At 40.1% G+C, this 21,180-nt stretch carries 15 protein-coding genes; 13 read left to right on the forward strand and 2 right to left on the reverse strand.

Annotation, left to right across the window (positions count from 1 at the left end):
* Positions 1-47: 47 nt before the first annotated feature.
* The 6 genes from dgt to T7867_RS06835 all read left to right on the forward strand — a co-directional run bounded on the left by dgt (position 48) and on the right by T7867_RS06835 (position 11,162).
* A complete protein-coding gene (dgt, locus tag T7867_RS06810) occupies positions 48-1,355 on the forward strand; it encodes a dGTP triphosphohydrolase (RefSeq protein ID WP_068217144.1) in 1,308 nt (435 codons plus the stop codon).
* Between the two features lie 76 nt (positions 1,356-1,431).
* Positions 1,432-3,858, forward strand: coding sequence for an efflux RND transporter permease subunit (locus T7867_RS06815; protein ID WP_322299991.1), 2,427 nt, complete (start codon positions 1,432-1,434; stop codon positions 3,856-3,858).
* Between the two features lie 23 nt (positions 3,859-3,881).
* Entirely contained in the window at positions 3,882-7,187 is a 3,306-nt protein-coding gene (gene ileS, locus T7867_RS06820; RefSeq protein ID WP_322299992.1) for an isoleucine--tRNA ligase, read from the forward strand.
* A 7-nt stretch (positions 7,188-7,194) separates the two neighbouring features.
* Entirely contained in the window at positions 7,195-7,782 is a 588-nt protein-coding gene (locus T7867_RS06825) for a lipoprotein signal peptidase (RefSeq protein ID WP_322299993.1), read from the forward strand.
* A 41-nt stretch (positions 7,783-7,823) separates the two neighbouring features.
* Positions 7,824-8,222: a hypothetical protein gene (locus T7867_RS06830; RefSeq protein ID WP_157717529.1), complete on the forward strand. Its 399-nt coding sequence runs from the start codon at positions 7,824-7,826 to the stop codon at positions 8,220-8,222.
* 93 nt (positions 8,223-8,315) lie between these two features.
* Positions 8,316-11,162 (forward strand): M16 family metallopeptidase, encoded by a 2,847-nt coding sequence (locus T7867_RS06835; RefSeq protein ID WP_322299994.1) that lies wholly within the window; start codon positions 8,316-8,318, stop codon positions 11,160-11,162.
* Positions 11,163-11,216: 54 nt separating this feature from the next.
* Here T7867_RS06835 and T7867_RS06840 read toward each other — a convergent pair whose 3' ends face one another.
* Both T7867_RS06840 and hemW read right to left on the reverse strand, forming a co-directional pair.
* Entirely contained in the window at positions 11,217-11,525 is a 309-nt protein-coding gene (locus T7867_RS06840) for a DUF721 domain-containing protein (RefSeq protein WP_068217152.1), read from the reverse strand.
* A gap of 125 nt (positions 11,526-11,650) precedes the next feature.
* A complete protein-coding gene (gene hemW / locus T7867_RS06845) occupies positions 11,651-12,787 on the reverse strand; it encodes a radical SAM family heme chaperone HemW (protein ID WP_322299995.1) in 1,137 nt (378 codons plus the stop codon).
* A 30-nt stretch (positions 12,788-12,817) separates the two neighbouring features.
* Here hemW and T7867_RS06850 point away from each other — a divergent pair, with 30 nt between their 5' ends.
* The 7 genes from T7867_RS06850 to porM all read left to right on the forward strand — a co-directional run bounded on the left by T7867_RS06850 (position 12,818) and on the right by porM (position 21,179).
* Positions 12,818-14,578, forward strand: a complete 1,761-nt coding sequence (locus T7867_RS06850; protein WP_322299996.1) for a ShlB/FhaC/HecB family hemolysin secretion/activation protein — start codon at positions 12,818-12,820, stop codon at positions 14,576-14,578.
* On the forward strand, positions 14,578-15,273 hold the full coding sequence (locus T7867_RS06855) for a DUF4271 domain-containing protein (RefSeq protein ID WP_322299997.1): 696 nt from the start codon (positions 14,578-14,580) through the stop codon (positions 15,271-15,273). The genes T7867_RS06850 and T7867_RS06855 overlap by 1 nt, the downstream gene beginning before the upstream one ends.
* A gap of 32 nt (positions 15,274-15,305) precedes the next feature.
* Positions 15,306-16,082 carry a uroporphyrinogen-III synthase gene (locus tag T7867_RS06860; RefSeq protein WP_068217161.1) on the forward strand — a complete coding sequence of 259 codons (777 nt, stop codon included), beginning with the start codon at positions 15,306-15,308 and terminating at the stop codon, positions 16,080-16,082.
* Positions 16,083-16,171: 89 nt separating this feature from the next.
* On the forward strand, positions 16,172-17,140 hold the full coding sequence (locus T7867_RS06865; RefSeq protein WP_273277232.1) for a PorP/SprF family type IX secretion system membrane protein: 969 nt from the start codon (positions 16,172-16,174) through the stop codon (positions 17,138-17,140).
* A 137-nt stretch (positions 17,141-17,277) separates the two neighbouring features.
* Positions 17,278-18,489 carry an SUMF1/EgtB/PvdO family nonheme iron enzyme gene (locus T7867_RS06870; RefSeq protein WP_068217164.1) on the forward strand — a complete coding sequence of 404 codons (1,212 nt, stop codon included), beginning with the start codon at positions 17,278-17,280 and terminating at the stop codon, positions 18,487-18,489.
* Positions 18,490-18,542: 53 nt separating this feature from the next.
* On the forward strand, positions 18,543-19,355 hold the full coding sequence (gene porL, locus T7867_RS06875) for a type IX secretion system motor protein PorL/GldL (protein WP_068217165.1): 813 nt from the start codon (positions 18,543-18,545) through the stop codon (positions 19,353-19,355).
* Between the two features lie 12 nt (positions 19,356-19,367).
* Entirely contained in the window at positions 19,368-21,179 is a 1,812-nt protein-coding gene (porM, locus tag T7867_RS06880; RefSeq protein ID WP_322299998.1) for a type IX secretion system motor protein PorM/GldM, read from the forward strand.
* Position 21,180 lies beyond the last annotated feature (1 nt).

The raw sequence follows: 21,180 nt of genomic DNA on the forward strand, positions 1-21,180 counted from the left end.
ACTGATTTTTTGACGAGCATTAAAAAGAAGAAGCCATATTTGCCTACATGAATTGGCCAGACTTACTGAACGTATCGAAGAATCAAACTGCTGGTAAAGCCAGAACCTCTTTTGATCGTGATTATGACAGAATAATTTTCTCTCATCCTTTCAGAAAGCTACAAGATAAAACTCAGGTACATCCTTTGCCAGAACAGGATTTTGTCCACAATCGTTTGACGCATAGTTTGGAGGTAAGCAGTGTAGGCCGATCTTTAGGTCGCTTGGTTGGAGAGCAAGTGTTAGAAAGATCGGCAGGGCTTAAGAACCATCTGAATGCGCATGATTTCGGTGTGATAGTAGCTTCTGCTTCTTTAGCTCATGATATAGGCAACCCAGCTTTTGGCCATTCAGGAGAAGAGGCCATATCGGAGTATTTTATTACCAATAGCTCTTTATTAGAAAGCCGCTTCACGGAACAGCAATGGAACGATCTTGTGAAGTTTGAAGGCAATGCTCAAGGTTATAGGTTACTGAATAAGTCGGGCTATCAAGGATTAAGGTTAACTGAGCCTACTTTAGCTGCTTTTACTAAATATCCGAGACCTTCTAAGGTAGCAGATTCATTCAAGCCTAGAAGAAGCCAAAAGAAGTACGGATTCTATGCTTCAGAACAAGAGGTGTTCTCTCAGATGGCTTCGACCCTTAACCTAAAAGCATTATCTAATCACCAATGGGTAAGGCATCCATTAGCATTCTTGGTAGAGGCGGCAGACGATATTTGTTATCACGTTATAGATTTGGAAGATGGCTGCAACCTTGGCCTAGTGGCGCATGATGATACTGTAGAATTATATGCCGGAGTAATAGGTGACCGATTCGATAAAAAGAAGCTTAATAATATAAAGAGTAAGAATGAGCAGATTTCTATTCTGAGGGCTTTGGCAATTAATGAGCTAATAGAGCAAAGTGTAGCGCTCTTCTTAGATAATGAATCGGGAATTTTAGAGGGCGACTTTGATTATTCTTTAACCGATGTAATTAGTGCAAAAGACTATCTAGAAGAGATTAAAAAAGTTTCGGTTGAAAAAATCTACAGGTGCAGAACGGTTCTGGAAATTGAGGCAGCTGGCTTTACGGTTATAGATGGTTTGCTCAAAGCCTTTGTGCCATCGGTAATTAGTGAGCAGCCCAGCCGTCATGATAAAATCAATTATCGTTTGCTACCAGAAGATGTGAAAACCGAAATAGGAACTACCGAAGACCTTTACCAGAAGATTAGGTCTTTACTAGATTTTATTTCTGGCCTCACTGATTCTAGCGCCATGAACTTATACCGCAAGATTACAGGAATTTCTCTACCAGGCAGAGCCTAGTTAGAACTGCTCGAATAACCCTGTTTCTAAATATGTTTCCAAAGGGAAAATACTACCTTTGTGGTCTTGTTTAAAAATGTGGTCTAAACTTCCTCATATTGTTCTGAAATACAGGTTCATACTGATTGTCTCTGTAGCCCTAGTTACAGCCTTTATGGGCTTTATGGCAAGAGATATTCAGCTCGCCTTTAATTTCAACACTGCTGTTCCGGATACAGATGAAACCTATATCTATTTTCAAGAATTTAAGGAGAAATTCGGTGAAGATGGAAACATCTTAGTGCTAGGTACTAAGGATAGTTCATTGTATGAGCTAGAAAACTTTAATGCCTACAAAAGGCTGGGAGAGAAAATCGCTGAATCAGAAGGCGTTACTAATGTAATCTCTTTAGCTAGTCTGCAGAACGTAGTTAAAAACACAGAAAATAGAAGCTTTGATCTAGAGCCTTTAATGCCAAATTATCCAGAGAGTCAGAATGAACTAGACTCGCTGTTAGATAAGGCACTATCTCTCAAGTTTTATACTGGTCAGTTACTCAATCCTGAAAATGGTGCAACGCTTATCCTAATTAATATGGAGCGTGAAGTGCTAAACTCTGTAAACCGAAATTATTTGGTGGCAGATATTCAGGAAATGGGAGAGCAATTTACTGCCGAAACAGGAATTGAGCTGCATTATTCCGGAATGCCATTCGTGAGAACGGTAATGCAAGCCAAAACTAGTAATGAGCTAAGGCTTTTCATTGTATTGTCTCTAGCCATTACTGCACTCATTTTATTCCTGTTCTTCAGGTCTTGGGTTTCTGTAGTAGTGCCACTGATAGTAATTAGTGTGGTTGTGGTATGGGTGATGGGTTTTGTAGGCATCTTCAACTATAAAATCAATGTGCTCACAGGCCTTATACCTTCAATCATAGTGGTAATAGGAATTCCGAATGCGGTATACCTTATTAATAAGTACCACCAAGAGTTTGTTAAACACAACAACAAAGTAAAAGCCCTCAGCCGAACGGTTCGAAAAATTGGCTTGGTAACCTTTATTACCAACTTTACCACGGCCATTGGTTTTCTTGTATTGCTTACAACAGATATTAAGATACTGAAGGAGTTTGGTATGGTAGCAGGTATTAACATACTGGCTACTTTTATAGTAAGCATTATCTTAATTCCTGGTATACTCAGCTATTTACCTCCTCCAAAAGGTAGTCAGCTCAAACATTTAGAGTTCAAGATTGTAGGGAAGTTCTTAATGCTGCTAGACCTGTTGGTGCACCGACATCGATACAGAGTTTTTGCGGCAACTGCGGTTATCATTACTGTAGCTATAATTGGGGTTACCAAACTGTACTCTGTGGCTTACATGGTAGACGATATTCCAGAGAAGTCTACACTAAAGCAAGATTTGTACTTCTTTGAAGACAATTTTAGTGGTGTAATGCCGCTAGAGATCATTATTGATTTTGGAAAGCCTAAGTCTACCTTAAACGCCAGAAATTTAAGAAGTGTAGATAGGCTAGAAACAGCATTAGAGCCGCTGGAAAATGTATCTTCTCCTATCTCTATAGTATCTTTTGCCAAAGCTGTTCGTCAAGCATTTTATAATGGAAACGAACGGTTTTATGGCCTGCCAAGCCCTAGCGATAGAAACGTTATTCTGTCATATCTGAGTAATCAGGGAGACAATGCCAACTTCCTCAATTCTTTTGTAGACAGTACGGGGCAAGTTATGAGGGTTTCTCTAAAAATTGCAGATATGGGGTCTATCAAAATGGACTCTATTATCAATAATGTAATTGAGCCAGAGATAAAGAAAGTGTTTGACGATGATGAGGTAGAAACAGCAGTGACAGGATCTACCTTACTATTTGTAAAGGGTAATAAGTTCTTAATAGAAAACCTGCGTTTTAGTTTGCTGTTGGCATTTGCCATCATAGCAGTAATTATGGCCATTCTATTTGCCAACGTAAGAATGATCATCATTTCGCTTATACCGAACTTTATTCCACTAATTATGACAGCCGGAATAATGGGCTACTTTGGTATTCCTCTTAAACCGAGTACGGCACTCATCTTTAGCATTGCATTTGGTATTTCTGTAGATGATTCCATCCACTTTTTGGCTAAATACAGGCAAGAGCTTTTTGCTAAGAAGTTTTTTGTGCCTATTGCTATAAGCAATAGTATTAAAGAAACAGGGTCTAGCATGCTCTATACCTCTGTAATTCTGTTTTTTGGCTTTGTAATCTTCGTTTTCTCAGATTTTGGAGGAACCGTAGCACTTGGCCTTTTAACCTCGTTAACACTTTTCTTTGCCATGCTTACCAACCTTACTTTGCTCCCAGCATTGCTAATGGTTTTCGATAGCGGTAAAAGAAATCAGAATTTCCATCCACTTATTGAGCACTACGAGTTCTATATAGAGGATGAAGATGAAGAAATAGACACACAGAATTTATTGATCAAAGAGAACGATCCATTCGTAGGAACAACGGACAAAGAATAATTCAAACTGAAAAAGGAGTAGGTGTGAAGAAGTACACAGAATATAAGCAGCCGGAATTCGCCAAGGTAGGCGAAGACATACTTGAGTTTTGGAAGGCGAATAACATCTTCGAGAAATCTGTAAGTGAAAAGGAGGGAAATCCTTCATTTACATTCTTTGAAGGGCCTCCTTCTGCCAACGGAACTCCCGGTATTCACCACGTTATGGCGCGTACGGTGAAAGATATTTTCTGTCGATATAAGACTCAAAAAGGCTTTCAGGTTAAGAGAAAAGGCGGTTGGGATACTCACGGCCTTCCTGTAGAGCTTCAGGTCGAAAAAGAATTAGGCATTAAAAAAGACGATATCGGTAAAAAGGTATCGGTAGAAGAATACAACCAAAAGTGTCGAGAAACGGTAATGCGTTTCAAAGATCAGTGGGATGATCTGACTGAGAAAATGGGATACTGGGTAGACCTTGACAATCCGTACATCACTTTTGAAAAAGACTATATTGAAACGCTTTGGAGCTTACTGAAGCGTCTTTATGATAAGAACCTTCTCTATAAAGGTTACACCATTCAGCCGTATTCTCCTGCGGCAGGTACTGGTTTAAGCTCTCACGAGTTGAACCAACCAGGAACTTATCAGGACGTGAAGGATACGACTATCACGGCCATGTTCAAGAAAGAAGGTAGCGAAAACGACTATTTCCTAGCTTGGACAACCACTCCTTGGACTTTGGCTGCCAACAATGGTTTGGCTGTTGGTGCAGGCATTACCTATGTTAAGGTGAAAACCTTCAACCAGTATACCTTCGAGCCAATTAATGTCATATTAGCGAAGGATCGGGTAAACGCATATTTCAATCAAAAGGCGAAAGATCTTAAGCTAGAAGATTACAAAGCTGGCGACAAACTGATTCCGTTTGAGATTGTAGAAGAATACAAAGGCAAAGACCTAGCTGGAACAGATTACGAGCAATTGTTGCCGTACGTGAAGGCGGCTAAACCTGCTTTTACTGTAGTGGTAGGGGATTTTGTAACTACCGAAGACGGTACCGGAATTGTACACATCTCTCGCACTTTCGGTGCAGACGATTACCGTGTTTCCGTACAGAATAACATGCCTGGCATCTTTGTAAAGGATGAAGAAGGCAAGGATGTGCCGATTGTAAACAAGCAAGGTAAATACGTGGATGAGATCACGGACTTTGCTGGCATGTACGTTAAGAATGAATACTATTCTGAAGAAGAGCGTCCTGAAAAATCGCTTGACGTACAGATTTCGATCAAGCTGAAGGAAGAGAACAGGGCTTTCAAGGTAGAAAAATACGAACACAGCTACCCCCACTGTTGGAGAACAGATAAGCCAATTCTATACTATCCGTTAGATTCTTGGTTTATCAAAACCACAGAGTATAAAGACAAACTGGTTGAGCTGAATAAAACCATTAATTGGAAACCTGCCTCTACTGGTGAAGGCCGATTTGGTAACTGGTTAGAAAACCTAGTAGACTGGAACCTTAGCCGTTCGCGTTACTGGGGAACTCCGCTACCAATTTGGGTTTCTGAAGATAAATCTGAGCAAAAGTGTATTGGCTCAATTGCGGAGTTGAAAGAGGAAGTTCAGAAGTCTATAGACGCTGGCTTTATGAGTGAGCAGATTGGAGATGATTTCGATTTGCACAGGCCTTACGTAGACGACATTATCTTGACCAGTGATTCTGGCCAGAAGATGTTCCGTGAGCCAGACTTAATTGACGTTTGGTTCGACTCTGGCGCTATGCCGTATGCGCAGTGGCACTACCCATTCAAGAATGGCGATATCTTCGAAAAGAACTTCCCTGCAGATTTTATTGCTGAAGGAGTAGACCAAACCCGTGGTTGGTTCTTTACGCTGCATGCTTTGGCAGTGATGCTTCATGAGAATGTGGCATTCAAGAATGTAATTGCCAACGGACTCGTGCTAGACAAGAATGGAAACAAAATGTCTAAGCGATTAGGCAATGCGGTAGATCCGTTCAAAACCATAGGTCAGTATGGGCCAGATGCCACACGTTGGTATATGATTTCCAACGCTAACCCTTGGGATAACCTGAAATTTAATATTGAAGGAGTTGGTGAAGTACAGAGAAGGTTCTTCGGTACACTTCATAATACCTATAACTTCTTCGCGCTATACGCCAATTTAGATGGTTTTAGGTTTGAAGATGCTCCAATTGCATTGGATAAGAGACCTGAGAGTGATCGCTGGATTCTTTCTAGACTGAACTCTCTAATTAAAGAGGTTGACGCTTCTTATGATGCTTATGAGCCAACGAGGGCTTCAAGAGCCATCATGGATTTTGTTACTGATGAATTAAGTAACTGGTATGTTCGTTTGAATAGGAAACGTTTCTGGAAGGGCGAGTACAATGAAGATAAAAAAGCTGCTTATCAAACGCTTTATACATGCTTAATCACCATTGCTAAGTTAGGCGCACCGGTTGCTCCTTTCTATATGGAGAAGCTGTATCAGGATTTGAATGCTGTTAGTGGATTAGATGCTCAAGAATCTATCCACCTTACCGATTTCCCAGTTGCAGACGATGGCTGTATTAATTTGGAATTAGAGGCTCAAATGAGGTTGGCTCAAACCATTTCTTCGCTTACTCACTCGTTGAGAAAGAAAGAAAAGCTGAAAGTACGTCAACCGTTGAGCAGAATTATGATCCCTGTGCTAGACAAGGCCACAAGACATAATGTTGAGCATGTTCAAGAGCTGATTAAGTCTGAAGTTAACGTGAAGTCTGTTGAGTTTCTTGACGATGAAAGCGGCATTCTTGTGAAAAGCGTAAAGCCTAACTTCCGCTCTATTGGTCAGAAGTTTGGACCGAAAGTGAAGCTTGTAGCTGCTGCCATTAACTCTTGGGGGAAAGACGAAATTGCTGCTATTGAATCTCAAGGTACGTTTGAGCTAGATTTAGATGGAGAAAGGGTTTCTCTCGTACTAGAGGATGTTGAGATTAGCAGTCAGGATATTCCAGGTTGGTCTGTGGCCTCTGAAGGAAAAACCACTGTTGCCCTAGATATTACACTTACCGATGAGCTTCAAATGGAAGGCTTGGCCAGAGACTTGGTGAATCGTGTGCAAAACATGAGAAAAGACATGGGGCTAGAGGTTCAAGACAAAATTGATATTAGAATTAATAGAGGTGATGACTTTGTAGAAAAGTCAGTTGAAGCCAATAGAGAATACATTTGTACAGAAACGCAGGCCTTGTCACTAGAACTGACAGATAGCCTGAATGCGCCACAAGAAGTGGAAATTGATGAGAGAACCTTAGCGGTAGAGATTCAGGCAAGATAGTCTCATTTTGCGGTATCGGAAGTTCTTTCTTCTTACACTAATCATCGTAATTATCGATCAGGCAGTTAAACTGCTTGTTCATTTCAATATGGCCATGGGCCCAGCAGGAGAAATCACTCTGCTGGGCGACTGGTTTAAGCTCCACTACATTTTGAATAAAGGAATGGCTTTCGGTATGAGTTTTGGCTCAGACTATGGCAAGTTATTCCTAACACTTTTTAGGCTATTAGCAATAGGTGCGCTGGCTTACATGTTAACTTTTTTGGTTAAGAAGAATTACTCTCAGGCACTAGCTTGGTGCATAGCGCTTATTATTGGAGGAGCTGTTGGCAATTTGGTAGATAGTATTTTCTATGGACAGTGGTTAGACAATGCACCTTATAGCAGTGTAACCCCATGGTTCCATGGACAGGTAATAGATATGATTTACCTAGACTTATGGGAAGGTAATCTACCGCATTGGTTGCCGCTTATAGGCGGTGATAAAGTTGCCCTTTTGCCAATCTTTAACTTGGCCGATGTGGCAATTTTTATAGGAGTATTAACCATCCTTATTAGGCAGAAATCGTTTATAAATTATCATAAAGTAAAGTAAAGTTTACTCAATTATTTCAATGTTAATCAAATATTACTTGAATGTTAATAACAAGTAATGTTAGTTTGCGTTTTATTAGCATAGTGATGAAGACACAAATGAAGATAGAAGAGAGAATAAATGAGTTAAAGTGGAAGTCACTTTCTCCATACTATAGATTGGTTTTGAAGAAAGAAGACGTTTTAAGCAATAAGTTTAAGTCGAAAGAGAAGAAACGAGAACTTACATATTACATCAAAACTAACGGCTTTCTCTTGTTCTTGCTTTCTACCATTATTCTTTATGTGCTCTTTTTTGCAGAAGCAAATACTGAGTTCTTACTATTCCTATTTTTGGCGGTTGCCATTTTTGTTGCGCAGAGGATTGAGCTTGTTCAGCGCTTGTCTAATCTCAACGAGGCAAAGTTCTTAAAGAAACTACTAGAAGACTTTAAAGAATAGTTTTCTCTTGATTGTTAATTAAAGTCAAATTTTTTCATGTTTAATGAATATAGTGTATATTAACTAACTCACTAGTTAGTAAACACTGTTTCAATGAAAAATTTAAGTCAAAAACTCGCTGCCCTATTGATGGTAGCTTGGGTATATCTACCCCTTCAGACATTCGCCTTTCAAGAGCTTCCGCTTGACCCTGATGTTAAAATTGGCAAGCTCGATAATGGTTTCACTTATTATTTACGCTCTAATCCTAAGCCTGAAAATCGTATAGAGTTTAGGTTAGCGGTTAAAGCGGGTTCAATTGTAGAAGATGAAGACCAATTGGGCTTAGCTCACTTTACTGAGCACATGCTCTTTAACGGTACCAAAAACTTTGAGAAGAACGAGCTGGTAGACTTTCTTCAAAAGATGGGGCTTGAGTTTGGTGGCGATCTAAATGCATATACCAGCTTTGATGAAACCGTTTATATGCTACCCATTCCTTCAGATAAGCCCGAAAATGTGGAGAATGCCATGCTTGTTTTGAGCGACTGGGCACACCAAGCCACTTTTGAAAATGAGGAGATTGATAAGGAGCGAGGTGTTGTAATGGAAGAGTGGCGCCTTAGGCTTGGTGCTTCAGAAAGAATGAGGCAAAAAATCTGGCCTATTACTTTAGCAGGCTCTCGCTACGCAGAGCGCTTACCAATAGGTGAGGCAGATATACTTGAAAACTTTGAATATGATGCTGCTAAGCGGTTTTATAGAGATTGGTATCGCCCAGATTTGATGGCTTTGATAGCTGTAGGAGATTTCGATTTAGCTGAGATGGAAGAAATGGTTAAAGAGAACTTCGGTAAAATTCCTGCCAGAACTAATCCAAGAGAGCGTATTTACTATAGCCCAGCAGATTTTGAGGGTACAAGAGTTGCTGTGGCAGCAGACGATGAAGCTACCTCCAATTCAGTTAATATCAATTTTATTCAACCAGGCAAAAACGAGGTTGAAAACGATCTACAGTCTTTTAGAGATCAGTTAATGAATAGCATTTTCTCTCAAATGATGAATCAGCGGTTGAGAGAGCTAGTTCAGTCAGAAAACCCACCGTTTCAATTTAGTTTCAGTGGTTATGGTTCTGCATTAGGGAAAGGAAAGAACGATTACACTATTTCCATTAATGTAAAGGACGATATGTTTATGGAGGGAATTGTGGCGGCAGTTCGCGAAAATGAAAAAGTTAGGAGGTACGGTTTTACTGCAGGTGAGCTCGAAAGAGCTAAGGCCTCATTCACAAACTCTTTGGAGAGATTCGTTAAGGAAGCAGATAAGCGAGAGTCTTGGGCTCTGGTAAATTCTTATTTAGGCCATTTTCTGCAAGGCGGCCCACTATTAAGCGCAGAGCAAACCAAAGCGTTGGGCGAAAAGGTAATTCCTTCAATCAATTTGCAAGAAGTTAATGCCCTGCTTAAGAAATGGTGGGGAGAAGATAACCGCACCATAGAAGTAAGAGCTAAAGCCGATGTGGCTGACGCCATACCTTCGGCAGATGAAATGATTGCTGTGCTAGATAAGGTTAAAAATGATGAGACCATTGAACCTTATGCCGAGGAGTCTATAGCTACAGCTTTAATGACTCAGATGCCGAAACCGGGTAAAATTGCTAGCGAATCTACAGATCCTGTAACTGGCATTACGCATTTAGCTTTGAGCAATGGTGTAAATGTTTACATAAAGCCAACCGATTTTAAAAACGATGAAGTAAGAATGACGGGTTTCAGTTTTGGGGGAACCTCTCTCTACTCAAACGATGAGTATTGGTCTGCTGCAAACGCTGCACAAGTGGTTACCCAAATGGGGCTTGGAGAGTTTAGCCTAATTGACTTGAGTAAATTCATGACAGGAAAAACGGCCTCAGTTCAACCTTATATTAGTACCTATGAAGAGGGCATCTCAGGTTTTTCTAGCGTTAAGGATCTAGAAACGCTCTTTCAACAAGTTTATCTGAGATTCACAGATGTGCGGGTCGATGAAAGCGCATTTAACAGTTGGTTGGGTAGAACTAAAAATCAATATGCCAATTTCTCAGCTAGCCCAGACGTTCAATATTCCATTCAGCGCCAACAAATCATGTATGACAATCATCCAAGGGCTCAGTTTCCCTCTCCAGAAAATTTAGAGAAGATAGACATGAATGAGGCCATCCGTATATATAAGGAGCGGTTTGCCAATGCTGGCGATTTCAATTTTGTTTTTGTGGGTAATGTTGAAATTGACTCCTTCAAGGAATACCTAAAGAACTACCTAGCGGCCCTGCCATCTACTGGAGTTGAGGAAACTTATAAAGATGTCGGACTGACGATAACCAAAGGTCAGATTGAGGAGAACATCTATATTGGTGTAGATGATAAAAGTCAAGTAAACATAACATTTAGTGGTGATTATCAATATTCAATGGAGAACAATGGTTTATTAAATGCAGCAGCTAACATTTTATCCAATAAAATGATAGAAACGCTCAGAGAGGAAATGGGTGGTGTTTATGGAGCTGGTGCGAGTGCCGCAATGTCAGAATATCCGAATGAAAACTTCACCTTCAATATCTCATTTCCTTGTAAACCGGAGAACGTGGATAAGTTGGTGGCAGCTGCCATGGCTGAGCTTGAAAACTTAAAGAAAGGAAACTTTTCTCAAGAAGATTTAGACAAGGTAGTGAATGCTAGAAAGCAGAATTTTGAGGAGCAAATTAAGCAGAATAGTTACTGGCAGAGTATGATGGCTACTTACATTAAATCGGGCTCAGATATGGAGTTAATTATGAAAGGGAATGAGAGGGCTGAAGCTATCACTAAAGAAGCTATAGTAGAAGCATTGAACAAATTCGTGAGTGACCAGAATATGATTAAGACTGTAAAGATGCCACAAAGCACTAAGGCCGAATTGCAGCAAGAAATAAAGAAAAATTAGTTAAGGTTGAAGTCGAGAGGGCTGCTGTTCTAATTCGTTAGAAGGTAGCCCTTCTCATTTAATTACCACCTCGTTTACTATGCTAGACCCGAGCTCTCTTGCAATAAGTACTAAAATTTTGTCTCGAGACATGCTGAGTTCATGCTTTAAAGGAGCTGACGATATGTGAACGAATAGCTTTTTATCATGAATGTACACTTTGGTGGTACGCTTGGCTATTGGAGCACCCATAATTTTTTCCCATGAATTGATCAGGCTGGCCTCGTTGAATTTGTCTTCTATACGAAAAGACTTGAGCATATCCTGAATGGCATTGCCTAAGGTTTCAGGTTGTCCCTTTCTACTCTTATCGTTCTTCCTCATAGCACTACTTTTCAGATTTAGTATACAAAATTACTGCTTTAGCCAATGCGCTTTATCTCAATGTGGAAATTAATGATTAATTGCCTGAAAGAAGAAAATACCCAGCGCATCAGGTGCTCCCCAATTTAGTCTTCAGTATAAATGAATAAATCAGAGGCTAGTTTATCGGCTAAAAGTTTGCCAGCATTGGTTAATATCAAGTGTTCGTCTTCTTCATATATCAAGTCTTGAAGAGATATTTTATTCAGATAGTCTCTGTGTTGCATCAACAAATCTACCCCGTACTTCTGCTTAAGTAAGTCTAAGCTGCATCCCCATTTTGTTCTTAATGAGGTGAGAATGTACTCATTTACCTGATCTTCTTTGCTTAAGGTAATCACCTCAAAAGGTATCTGATTTTCACTTACGCCCTTAAGGTATTTGGCATTGTTCGCTACATTGGCTTTTCTGAATCTGCCATTATAAGAATGAGCCGAGGGACCAATGCCTAGGTACTTTTCGTCTTTCCAATAGCTGCTATTGTGCTTAGACTCATAACCAGGTTGAGCAAAGTTTGAAATCTCGTACTGATCATAGCCATACTTATTCATGGTGTCTAACAAGATTTCGAACTGCTCTGCTGCAAAGTCTTCATCAATTTCTGGCATATGCCCTTTTTCTACCCACTTTCCGAAAGCCGTTTTCGGTTCAATGGTTAGGCAATAAGAAGAAATGTGTTCGGCCCCAAGCCTTATGGCCTGCTTCAAATCAGACTTCCACACAGAATGGTCTTCATACGGAATAGCATAAATTAGATCTATACTAATGTTTTCGAAACCAGCTTGTCTGGCATTATGCATTGCATCTATGGCCTCTTGGCCAGAGTGTTGCCGGTTCATCCATTTTAGGTTCTCATCATTAAAGCTCTGAATCCCTATACTTAGCCGATTAATGCCATGACGGTAAAAGGTTTGTAGCTTCTCAGGCGTTAAATCGTCAGGGTTTGCTTCTAAGGTTACTTCTACATTGGTGGCAAGGTCATACTCATACTGAATAACCTTCATTATCTTTTTAAGATGATGGCCTTCTAGTAGAGAAGGCGTGCCACCACCGAAATAAATAGTGTAAACAGAATCTCTTCCTAAAAACTCGCTTTGCATGGTCAGCTCCTTGCAAATGGCGTCTACCATTTCATCAATTTGCTTCAAAGATTGAGTAAAATGGAAGTCACAATAATGACAAGCTTTCTTACAGAAGGGGATATGCAGATAAAGTCCGGCCAAAGTTTTCTTAATTTCGCTTAAATATAAGCTATGCCTTTACACCGCCTTGCTTTACTGGCACTATTCCTATCACTTTTTCTTGGAGGCAAGGTCTCTCAGGCCCAACAATTACTCAATTTGGAGGTGGTCTCAATAGATAATTCTGACCAAATTCTTCGGTCTTATAAGTACACGAGGAGAGTAGCCGATTCATTGTCTGGTATTTCAGTAGGGCAGAACTTAGTCTCTGGCCTTCATAGAGAAGGTTTTTTACTTGCCGAATTGAATAAGGCTCAGCTCGAAAATTCTGAGATGAAGCTATATATACTTGTAGGCCCTCAATTTGAATGGATTAATCTGCGAGCAGGAAACCTAGATGATGAGCTTTGGCGAAGGCTTAACTTTAAACAGAGCAACTTCAGTAACAAGCCATTTAGGATAACAGAAATCGAAAAATTAGAAGCTAACGTTTTGAAGTTTGCGGAAAGACATGGCTACCCTTTCGCTTCAATTAAGTTTGACTCCCTTCAAATTGAAGGCGATGGTTTTTCTGCTGCGCTGAATGTAGACTTTGGTCCGCCAATAACTTTTGATTCCGTTCAGGTGGTTCAGTCGAATGTATTGAAGTCTAAGTTTGCCGAGGCTTATTTGGGAATTGAACTTGGTAAAATATATGATCAACGTTTGGTTGATGCCATTGTACCGAAACTCCGAAAATTACCTTACCTAAGGCTTAGCAAGTCGCCCTTACTTACCTTTCAAAATAGTGAAGGCCGAGTGGTGCTAGAGGTAGAAAAAAGAAAGGTGAACACCATTGATGGCATTATAGGCCTTTTGCCAAACAGCGGTAGGGAAAGTGGCCTTTTGCTCACAGGTCAGTTCGATCTAGAATTATATAATCCATTTGCCTCGGGTAAACATATAGGTATTCACTGGCGCAGGCTACGTGAAGAAACGCAGACACTCGCGCTAGAATATGATCACCCAAACTTGTTCGGCAGTTCACTCTCTCTTCAAAGCGATTTCAATTTCCTTAAACAGGATAGTACGTTTAACAGGCGAATTTTGGGTTTCGACCTTAATCTGAATTTAGGCGCTTCTTCTAATTTAGGGCTCATCACTAAGTTTACAGCTACAGATTTAATAGCTACCTCTCAATATCAGGGAAGCACTGAACTTCCTGATATTCTTGATTTCCGATTAACAAGGTATGGACTCCGCTATAGCTTCAACAATTTGGATGATGTTATTCTACCAAAATCGGGACTACTATTTGAGTTAGCTGGTTCTGTTGGAAACAAGACCATTAGACCTAATGCAGAATTGCCCAACGAGCTTTACGCCCAGGTAGATATGCAAACACTTCAGTACCAATACGATCTGGGTTTTGATTATTATTTTCCACTTAGCTCAAAAACAACTATGTATACTTCATTGCATGGAGGCTTGCTGAGCAGTGATAATTTGTTCCAAAACGATGCTTACAGAATTGGTGGTTTAAGGAGTATCAGAGGGTTTGATGAAGCAAGCTACTTTGCCACAACGTTTGTCTATTCAAATCTGGAGTCTAGATTTTATTTAGATGAAACTTCCTATCTGTTACTTTTTACAGACTTGGGCTATGTAGAAGAACGATTTGTAAGGCAGGAGAATAAACAAGCAGATTTAGCCTTGGGCTTAGGTACTGGGATAAGCTTTGCTACAAATACAGGTATTTTCAATTTTGTTTACGCATTAGGAACCTCAAATTCAACTGGAGCTATTAACTTTAACCAGTCTAAAATTCACTTTGGGTTCACCACAAGGTTTTAATGCAAGAGGTATTAGCAGAAAACGAGTTATTCAGAAATATTGCCATGGCCATAGCCATGCTGCTCTTTATTGTTTTTGCGGTTTCTAGAATAATTTACCCTAAACTGTTCTCTTCGATTTACAGCTTCGACAAATTCCTGAACTTCCGATATAGAGAAGATTTTGGCTCAGGTATTAGGCTGTTTAGTACCGAAAGCTTCTATTTTACCGGAGTACTATCGCTTAGTTTTAGTTTCGGAATTCTCTGTATCTATTTCTTCCATTCTGAATTGAGGACTGCCTTGCCTTGGCTAGAAATTACAACATTACCTTGGGGAATTGCCGTATGGCTCATACTTGGCGTAGCCATTCAGTTTGTAATGTTTCTCAAATTTTTATTCGTCAGAATCTTTGGCTGGTTGTTTAATATTCCCGCTGAAGAAACAAGGCATTTTCAAGAGTTCCAGTCTTTCAATCACAGCTTTTCTATCCTGTTGTATGCTATTTTGAGCATTTCAATCTATGTACGGTTTAACTTTCCGATGGTGGCATTAGAGATTTTGGCCGTAGTATTGGTTATTTACCTAGTGTTCAGGTTGATAAACTTATTCTTTAAGATTCGAAGTTTAGGAGCGTGTAGCAACTTATATATATTTTCTTACCTTTGCACCACAGAATTAATGCCTACTTTAATCGGCCTTAAACTGATAACCTAATCAAAGCCAAAGGATAAAAAGCAGGGAAGAATATGTCCAATAGCACGTCTGAGGAGAGGCTAAAACCAGTTAAGAGTATCCTCGTTTCACAACCAAAGCCATCTGATCCAAAGTCACCTTATTATTCGTTAGCCAAAAAGTATGGAATCAAGATTGATTTCAGGCCTTTTATTCAGGTTGACCCGATTGCGGCTAAGGAATTCAGAAAGCAAAAAATTGATATTCTTAAGCATACGGCTATCATTTTCACTAGCCGTAATGCAGTAGATCACTTCTTTGCCATTTGTAAAGACCTCAAAATTGAGGTGCCGGCCGATATGAAATACTTCTGTATTTCTGAACAGACCGCGTACTATCTACAGAAGTATATTGTAGTTAGAAAGAGAAAGATATTTACAGGTTCTAAAACCGCTCAAGATCTTATTGAGATTCTGAAAAAGCACAAGAACGAAAAGTATCTATTCCCTTGTTCAAATATTCGTAAAGAAGACATTCCTAATTATTTGGAAAAGAACGGATACAATTTTTCAGAAGCAGTTATTTATGAAACTGTGGCTAGTGATTTGTCCGATCTTGACGATGTGACTTATGATATTTTGGCATTCTATAGCCCAAGTGGAATTAACTCACTCTTTGTTAACTTTCCAGAGTTTAAGCAAAATGATACAAGAATAGCCGTTTTTGGGCCTACAACAGCTCAAGCTGCCAAAGAAGCTAGCCTTGAAATAGACATTGAAGCGCCTCAACCAAACGCGCCTTCAATGACAGGAGCATTGGAGCTTTACATAAAAAAGGCAAATAATCTTTAATTCTGGCAACACCTAAGGGCAAAAGCTAGTTTTCTTGTATTATTGAGGGACTGTTTAAATAAAACGTCTAAAATTCGCGTTACCTGAATATGTCAAGAGCCATTGGCCTAGCCTTTTTCTTTCTTTTTTCAGCCTTTGGATTGAGGGCTCAGCAAGATGCACAGTTTACACAGTACATGTTTAACCCCATGTACTACAATGCTGCCTTTACTGGGTTGTCCAATGCAAATACACTAACTGCCATTCACCGTTCTCAATGGTTTGGTTATGATGGTACTATAAACCAGGGTGGTGCACCAACCACCCAATTCATTAGCTACAGCAGTTTATCTAAGTGGTGGAATGGAGGATTAGGCGTTCATCTGATGAATGACAACCTAGGGCCTTCAAATAACTTAGAGCTTAAATTCTCTGGCTCTTACTACATTCCTATTCCTGGTGATGCTTCTATAAGCATTGGAATTACAGCGGGTATGTTTTCTAGTGGTTTAGATTTTGACGAACTCGTTTTAGTAGACCCTAGCGATGACTTGGCTAACCTCAGCGGAAAAGAATCTCAGATACGTCCAGATGTAGGAGTAGGGATACTTTACAGAAAAGGAAATTTTTTTGGTGGTTTCAGTACAAATCACTTACTTCAACCAGAATTTGACTTCGGTCAAGATCAAATTGCCAATCAATTAATTCGACACTACTATTTAACAGCAGGCTACGATTATGCAGTAAGCCCTGAAGTTACGATCACACCGACTTTATTGTTGAAATCTGTAGGGTTTAACTCCTACTCTTGGGACTTGAGCGTTGTTGGAAGATACAACGACCAACTTTGGGGAGGATTATCCTATCGCCAATCCGAATCGGCTTCGGTTATGATTGGTTACAGTATACTAAAAGATCGTAGTTTGGCGTTGGCTTATGCACTAGATGTAGTTCTAGCTGACAGGGACAGTAAAGAGCCCACTTCTCAAGAGGTTATGCTCATTTACAAATTCCCAACAAGAAGCAACGGAATAAATCTTGGAAGGAACATCATAAGGACTCCGAGATACCGTTACTAAACAAAAGTTTACTTAAGATTAAGGTTTGTATAATTTTCTATCCTCGGATGGATTACTAACAATAAAATATTAATTTTCGCGCTTTATTTGCCAAATGAGGGATATGTGGTTGGGCAAATAGACTAAAAACTAAAACAATGAAGAAGTCTGTACTGGGTCTGACGTTAATGGCTTTGTTGTTCTTGAGTTCGGGATGTAGCATGTTCGAAGGCTTCCTTGGAGGAGGTGGAAAAGAACAAGCACTGATCGATGAAGGCCAACTTCTGGGTGTACTCGATAGAGAAGGTTGGTATCAAGAACTACCTTATGGAATGGTTCAAATTCCTGGAGGAACTTTCTACATGGGGCAAGCAGATGAAGATGTGGCTGCCTCTCAAATCAACTTTAATAGACAAATCACGGTGAGTTCGTTCTTCATGGACGCTGAAGAAATTACCAATAACGAATACCGTCAATTCCTTTATCACATTGCCGACTTGGCAGAAAAAGGTGATAGATACTACACAAGAGAGCTTTTGGCATCGGTAGTTCCTAACCCTAACGTCTGGGATCAGGAATTTACTTATCACTACGGAGATAGAATGACTCAATATTATTTTGAGCACTCTGCCTTTGATGATTACCCTGTAGTGGGTGTTAGCTGGGATGCTGCAGAGAAATTTTCTGCTTGGAGAACCATTTTCCTGAACAATGGTCAGCAAGCGAAGAACGAAGGCGGAGGAGGTCTTTTCTCTTTCGGAAAGAATAAGAATCAAGCTGATCCGGCAGGAGCTATTGGTGGGCCATTAGGCGCTACTGGTCCTCAGGGTGGAGCAGCCTCAGGACCTGAAGCAAGTACATTCGTAGATACATCTCCAATTGAAAGCCGCTACCCTAACTTTAGACTTCCAACAGAAGCTGAGTGGGAATATGCTGCCAGAGGAGGTAAAGAAATTGTAAAATACCCATGGGGTGGGCCTTACATTAGAAATAGAGATGGTTGTTTCTTGGCCAACTTTAAACCTGGTAGAGGTGCTTATGCCGATGATGGTTATCCTTATACCGCTCCGGTAAACTCATTCCTTCCAAATCCATTTAACCTATATAACATGGCAGGTAATGTGGCAGAATGGGTAAGAGATGATTTCTCTCCGGTTTACAATCCTTTAGTATGGGATCTTAACCCAATGTTCACTTACGATTCTCTAGAAGAAAGCAGAAGTCCTCACTTCGGTAAGAAGGTAGTAAGAGGAGGAGCATGGAATGATATTTCCTACTATTTACAAACAGGAACTAGAACTTTTGAATATAGAGATGTGGCCTCTGCTTCTATAGGATTCAGATGTGCTATGGATTATCTAGGACAATAATAGAATCAATATCAAACACTAACATTGATCTTCAACCCAACAAATAAATAAAGATGGCTAGTAAATTTACCCAAAACTTCTACGGCAACATCATGCCGAAAATCTACGGTCTAGGTGCCGCAGTTGTAATTGTAGGTGCTATGTTCAAATTGAACGGATGGGCTGGTGCAACTGAAATGCTTATTCTAGGTCTTGGTACTGAAGCTCTAATCTTTGCTTTCAGTGCATTTGAACCTAAGGCAACTGACTATACTAAAGAATTATATCATGCCACTGTAAAGGATGGCGCTCCAAGTGCGGCTTCTCCAAAAGACGATGTAACCTTGGAAAAAATGTTGAAGCAAGCGGCTATCAGCAAAGATGGTCTTCAAAACCTTAAACAAGGTATGGATAACTTGGCTCAGAATGCCAAGTCTCTAGCCAATATGACCAATGCAGCAGTAGCTACCGATGAGTATGCTAAAAGCGCAAAAACGGCTGCTACTTCTCTTTCTAAAATTGATCAATCTACTTCTCAGGCTGCCGCTGCATTTGCAGAAGTTGCAAGCTCTGTTAAGGGTTCTGGTAATAACCAAGCTCAATTGAAAACAGCTACTGAGCAATATCAGGTTCAGTTAAAAGAAGCTGCTACTCAACTTCAGGCTTTAAGTGGAGCTTACAAGGCTGAATTAACAGACACTGAGTCTGTAGCAAAATACATGAAAGGCTATTTGACTAACATGGAAACCATGATTAAGGGAGCTATGAATACTGCTAAAGCTACCGAGGAATTCCAATCTCAAATGGCTCAATTGAATAGCAACATCACCTCATTGAACAAAGTGTATGGTGCTATGCTATCTGCCATGAAACAAACGAACAACTAAACCTGATCTATTATGGCAGGAGCTAAGGAAAATCCACGGCAGAAGATGATTGGCATGATGTATCTCGTGCTAACTGCTCTTCTAGCCTTGCAGATTAAAGATACGGTACTTGAAAAGTTCGTTCTTATTGAGAATGGGCTACAAGTAGCCAACGAGTCTATGGTAGACTACAATGCTACTGTTTTAGAAAGCATTCAAAACGATGTAGAAAACCAAGGAGACAAAGAAGGAGACCAAGCGGTTGAAAAAGTAGCTGAAGAAATTCGTTCTTACACAACCGAATTGGCTAATTACATAGATAACCTAAAACTGGAGTTAGGAAAAGCTTCAGCTGGTGGAGATACTTCTAAAGTGTACGAGAGATCTACATTGAAGAAGTATGAAGAACCAAGCAGGTACTTAGTAGAATTGGGTAATGCCGATGAGTTAAAAACTCGTCTCGATGACTATACCGGTAAGGTGAATGGCGCCATTAACCTTTTGGGTAAAGGCGGAATGAGTGATGAGTGGCTTAAGTCTATCGCTATAAAGGCGGAAGACATTAAGTTCTATGAAAACAATAAAGAGGCATTGAAAGATGATTACGCTCACTTCAACTTTTATAAAGCGCCTTTAGCATCTGTTTTAGCACAGTTGACTTTCTACAAGAATCAAATCTATAGCAAAGAGTCTGAAGCTTTGAACAAACTAAGAGGGTTGGTAGGTACTGCGGTAACTACTAAGCCGGGAGATATTCCCAACCTGAGCGATGTTGACCCTGTAACTGCAGATACTCCAAGCTCTTCTCCAGCGCAAACTCCATCAGACAATGCTTCTGCTAAACCAAGCAATACACCAAGAAGTAATTCTAACTCAGGAACTGCTTCTACTGAGATAAAGGCTGAAGATATGCTAGAAGGAAGATTTGCAGGTATTGACTATGCTCAAGCAACAATTCTTTCAGAGTCTAACTTGGTAACTGCTGGTTTGGACTTTAATGCTCAGGCGTTTTTGACTCTCGGTAACTCATCTTTGCAGCCAACCATCAAGCGAAATGGGGTTGAAATAGATGTGGTTAATGGTAGAGGAATTATCAACTTTACAACAAGTGCTCAGGCAAATGAGTATGATGCTAATGGCTTAGCCACTCAATCTTTCGAAGTGGAGATTACAGCTGAAGATGGTAATGGTGGAACTATTACTAGAACGACAACTCATGAGTATCAAGTAGCTCGACCTGTAATCGATGTTAGATCTCAATCTGTTGAGGTGCTATACCTAGGTTGCGCCAATAACCTGAATATCAATGTCCCTGCTTTAGGGCCAGCTTATCAACCTCAGTTTAGAGTTTCTGGTGGAACATTTACTACAGGTTCTCAAAAAGGGCAGATTATTGTAGATCCTTCTCAAAGAGAGGTGAGCATTGCGGTTTCTAGTGCGGGTTTACCAATTGGTACTAGAGAGTTTCAGGCTAAGCCAGTTCCATTACCTAGATTAGATGTTAGACCAAACGGTCAGCCGTATAATGCTAAAAATGGTTTGGATGAAAAGCCAACGAATTTGACTTTGTTCCTTCCTTCTGATCCTGACTTTGCTGAAAGATTCCCGAACGATTCTCAATTCTTGGTGAGTAAGGGGCAGGTAACTCTAGCAAGAGGAAAACAAACTAAAAGAACAATTGAAATATCTAGTCCAACTTCACGTGTGGATTTAGGACCATTAATCAGTCAGATGCAATCCGGTGATAGAATTGTCGTTTATGTTGAGGAGATCGTAAGGTTGAACTACAAGAACGATAGAATTCCTATCAAGTTTACAGGAGATATGACTTTAAATATTAACTAAG

The organism is Roseivirga spongicola (genome assembly GCF_034376045.1).
Taxonomy (GTDB): domain Bacteria; phylum Bacteroidota; class Bacteroidia; order Cytophagales; family Cyclobacteriaceae; genus Roseivirga; species Roseivirga spongicola.

Bases quoted from the DNA above. Each gene is read 5' to 3' on its own strand.
- porM (WP_322299998.1), top strand. From the start codon at position 19,368: ATGGCAGGAGCTAAGGAAAATCCACGGCAGAAGATGATTGGCATGATG.
- T7867_RS06850 (WP_322299996.1), top strand. From the start codon at position 12,818: ATGCCTTTACACCGCCTTGCTTTACTGGCACTATTCCTATCACTTTTT.
- T7867_RS06865 (WP_273277232.1), top strand. From the start codon at position 16,172: ATGTCAAGAGCCATTGGCCTAGCCTTTTTCTTTCTTTTTTCAGCCTTT.
- T7867_RS06860 (WP_068217161.1), top strand. From the start codon at position 15,306: ATGTCCAATAGCACGTCTGAGGAGAGGCTAAAACCAGTTAAGAGTATC.
- dgt (WP_068217144.1), top strand. From the start codon at position 48: ATGAATTGGCCAGACTTACTGAACGTATCGAAGAATCAAACTGCTGGT.
- porL (WP_068217165.1), top strand. From the start codon at position 18,543: ATGGCTAGTAAATTTACCCAAAACTTCTACGGCAACATCATGCCGAAA.
- T7867_RS06870 (WP_068217164.1), top strand. From the start codon at position 17,278: ATGAAGAAGTCTGTACTGGGTCTGACGTTAATGGCTTTGTTGTTCTTG.
- T7867_RS06840 (WP_068217152.1), bottom strand. From the start codon at position 11,525: ATGAGGAAGAACGATAAGAGTAGAAAGGGACAACCTGAAACCTTAGGC.
- T7867_RS06835 (WP_322299994.1), top strand. From the start codon at position 8,316: ATGAAAAATTTAAGTCAAAAACTCGCTGCCCTATTGATGGTAGCTTGG.
- T7867_RS06815 (WP_322299991.1), top strand. From the start codon at position 1,432: ATGTGGTCTAAACTTCCTCATATTGTTCTGAAATACAGGTTCATACTG.
- T7867_RS06855 (WP_322299997.1), top strand. From the start codon at position 14,578: ATGCAAGAGGTATTAGCAGAAAACGAGTTATTCAGAAATATTGCCATG.
- T7867_RS06830 (WP_157717529.1), top strand. From the start codon at position 7,824: ATGTTAATAACAAGTAATGTTAGTTTGCGTTTTATTAGCATAGTGATG.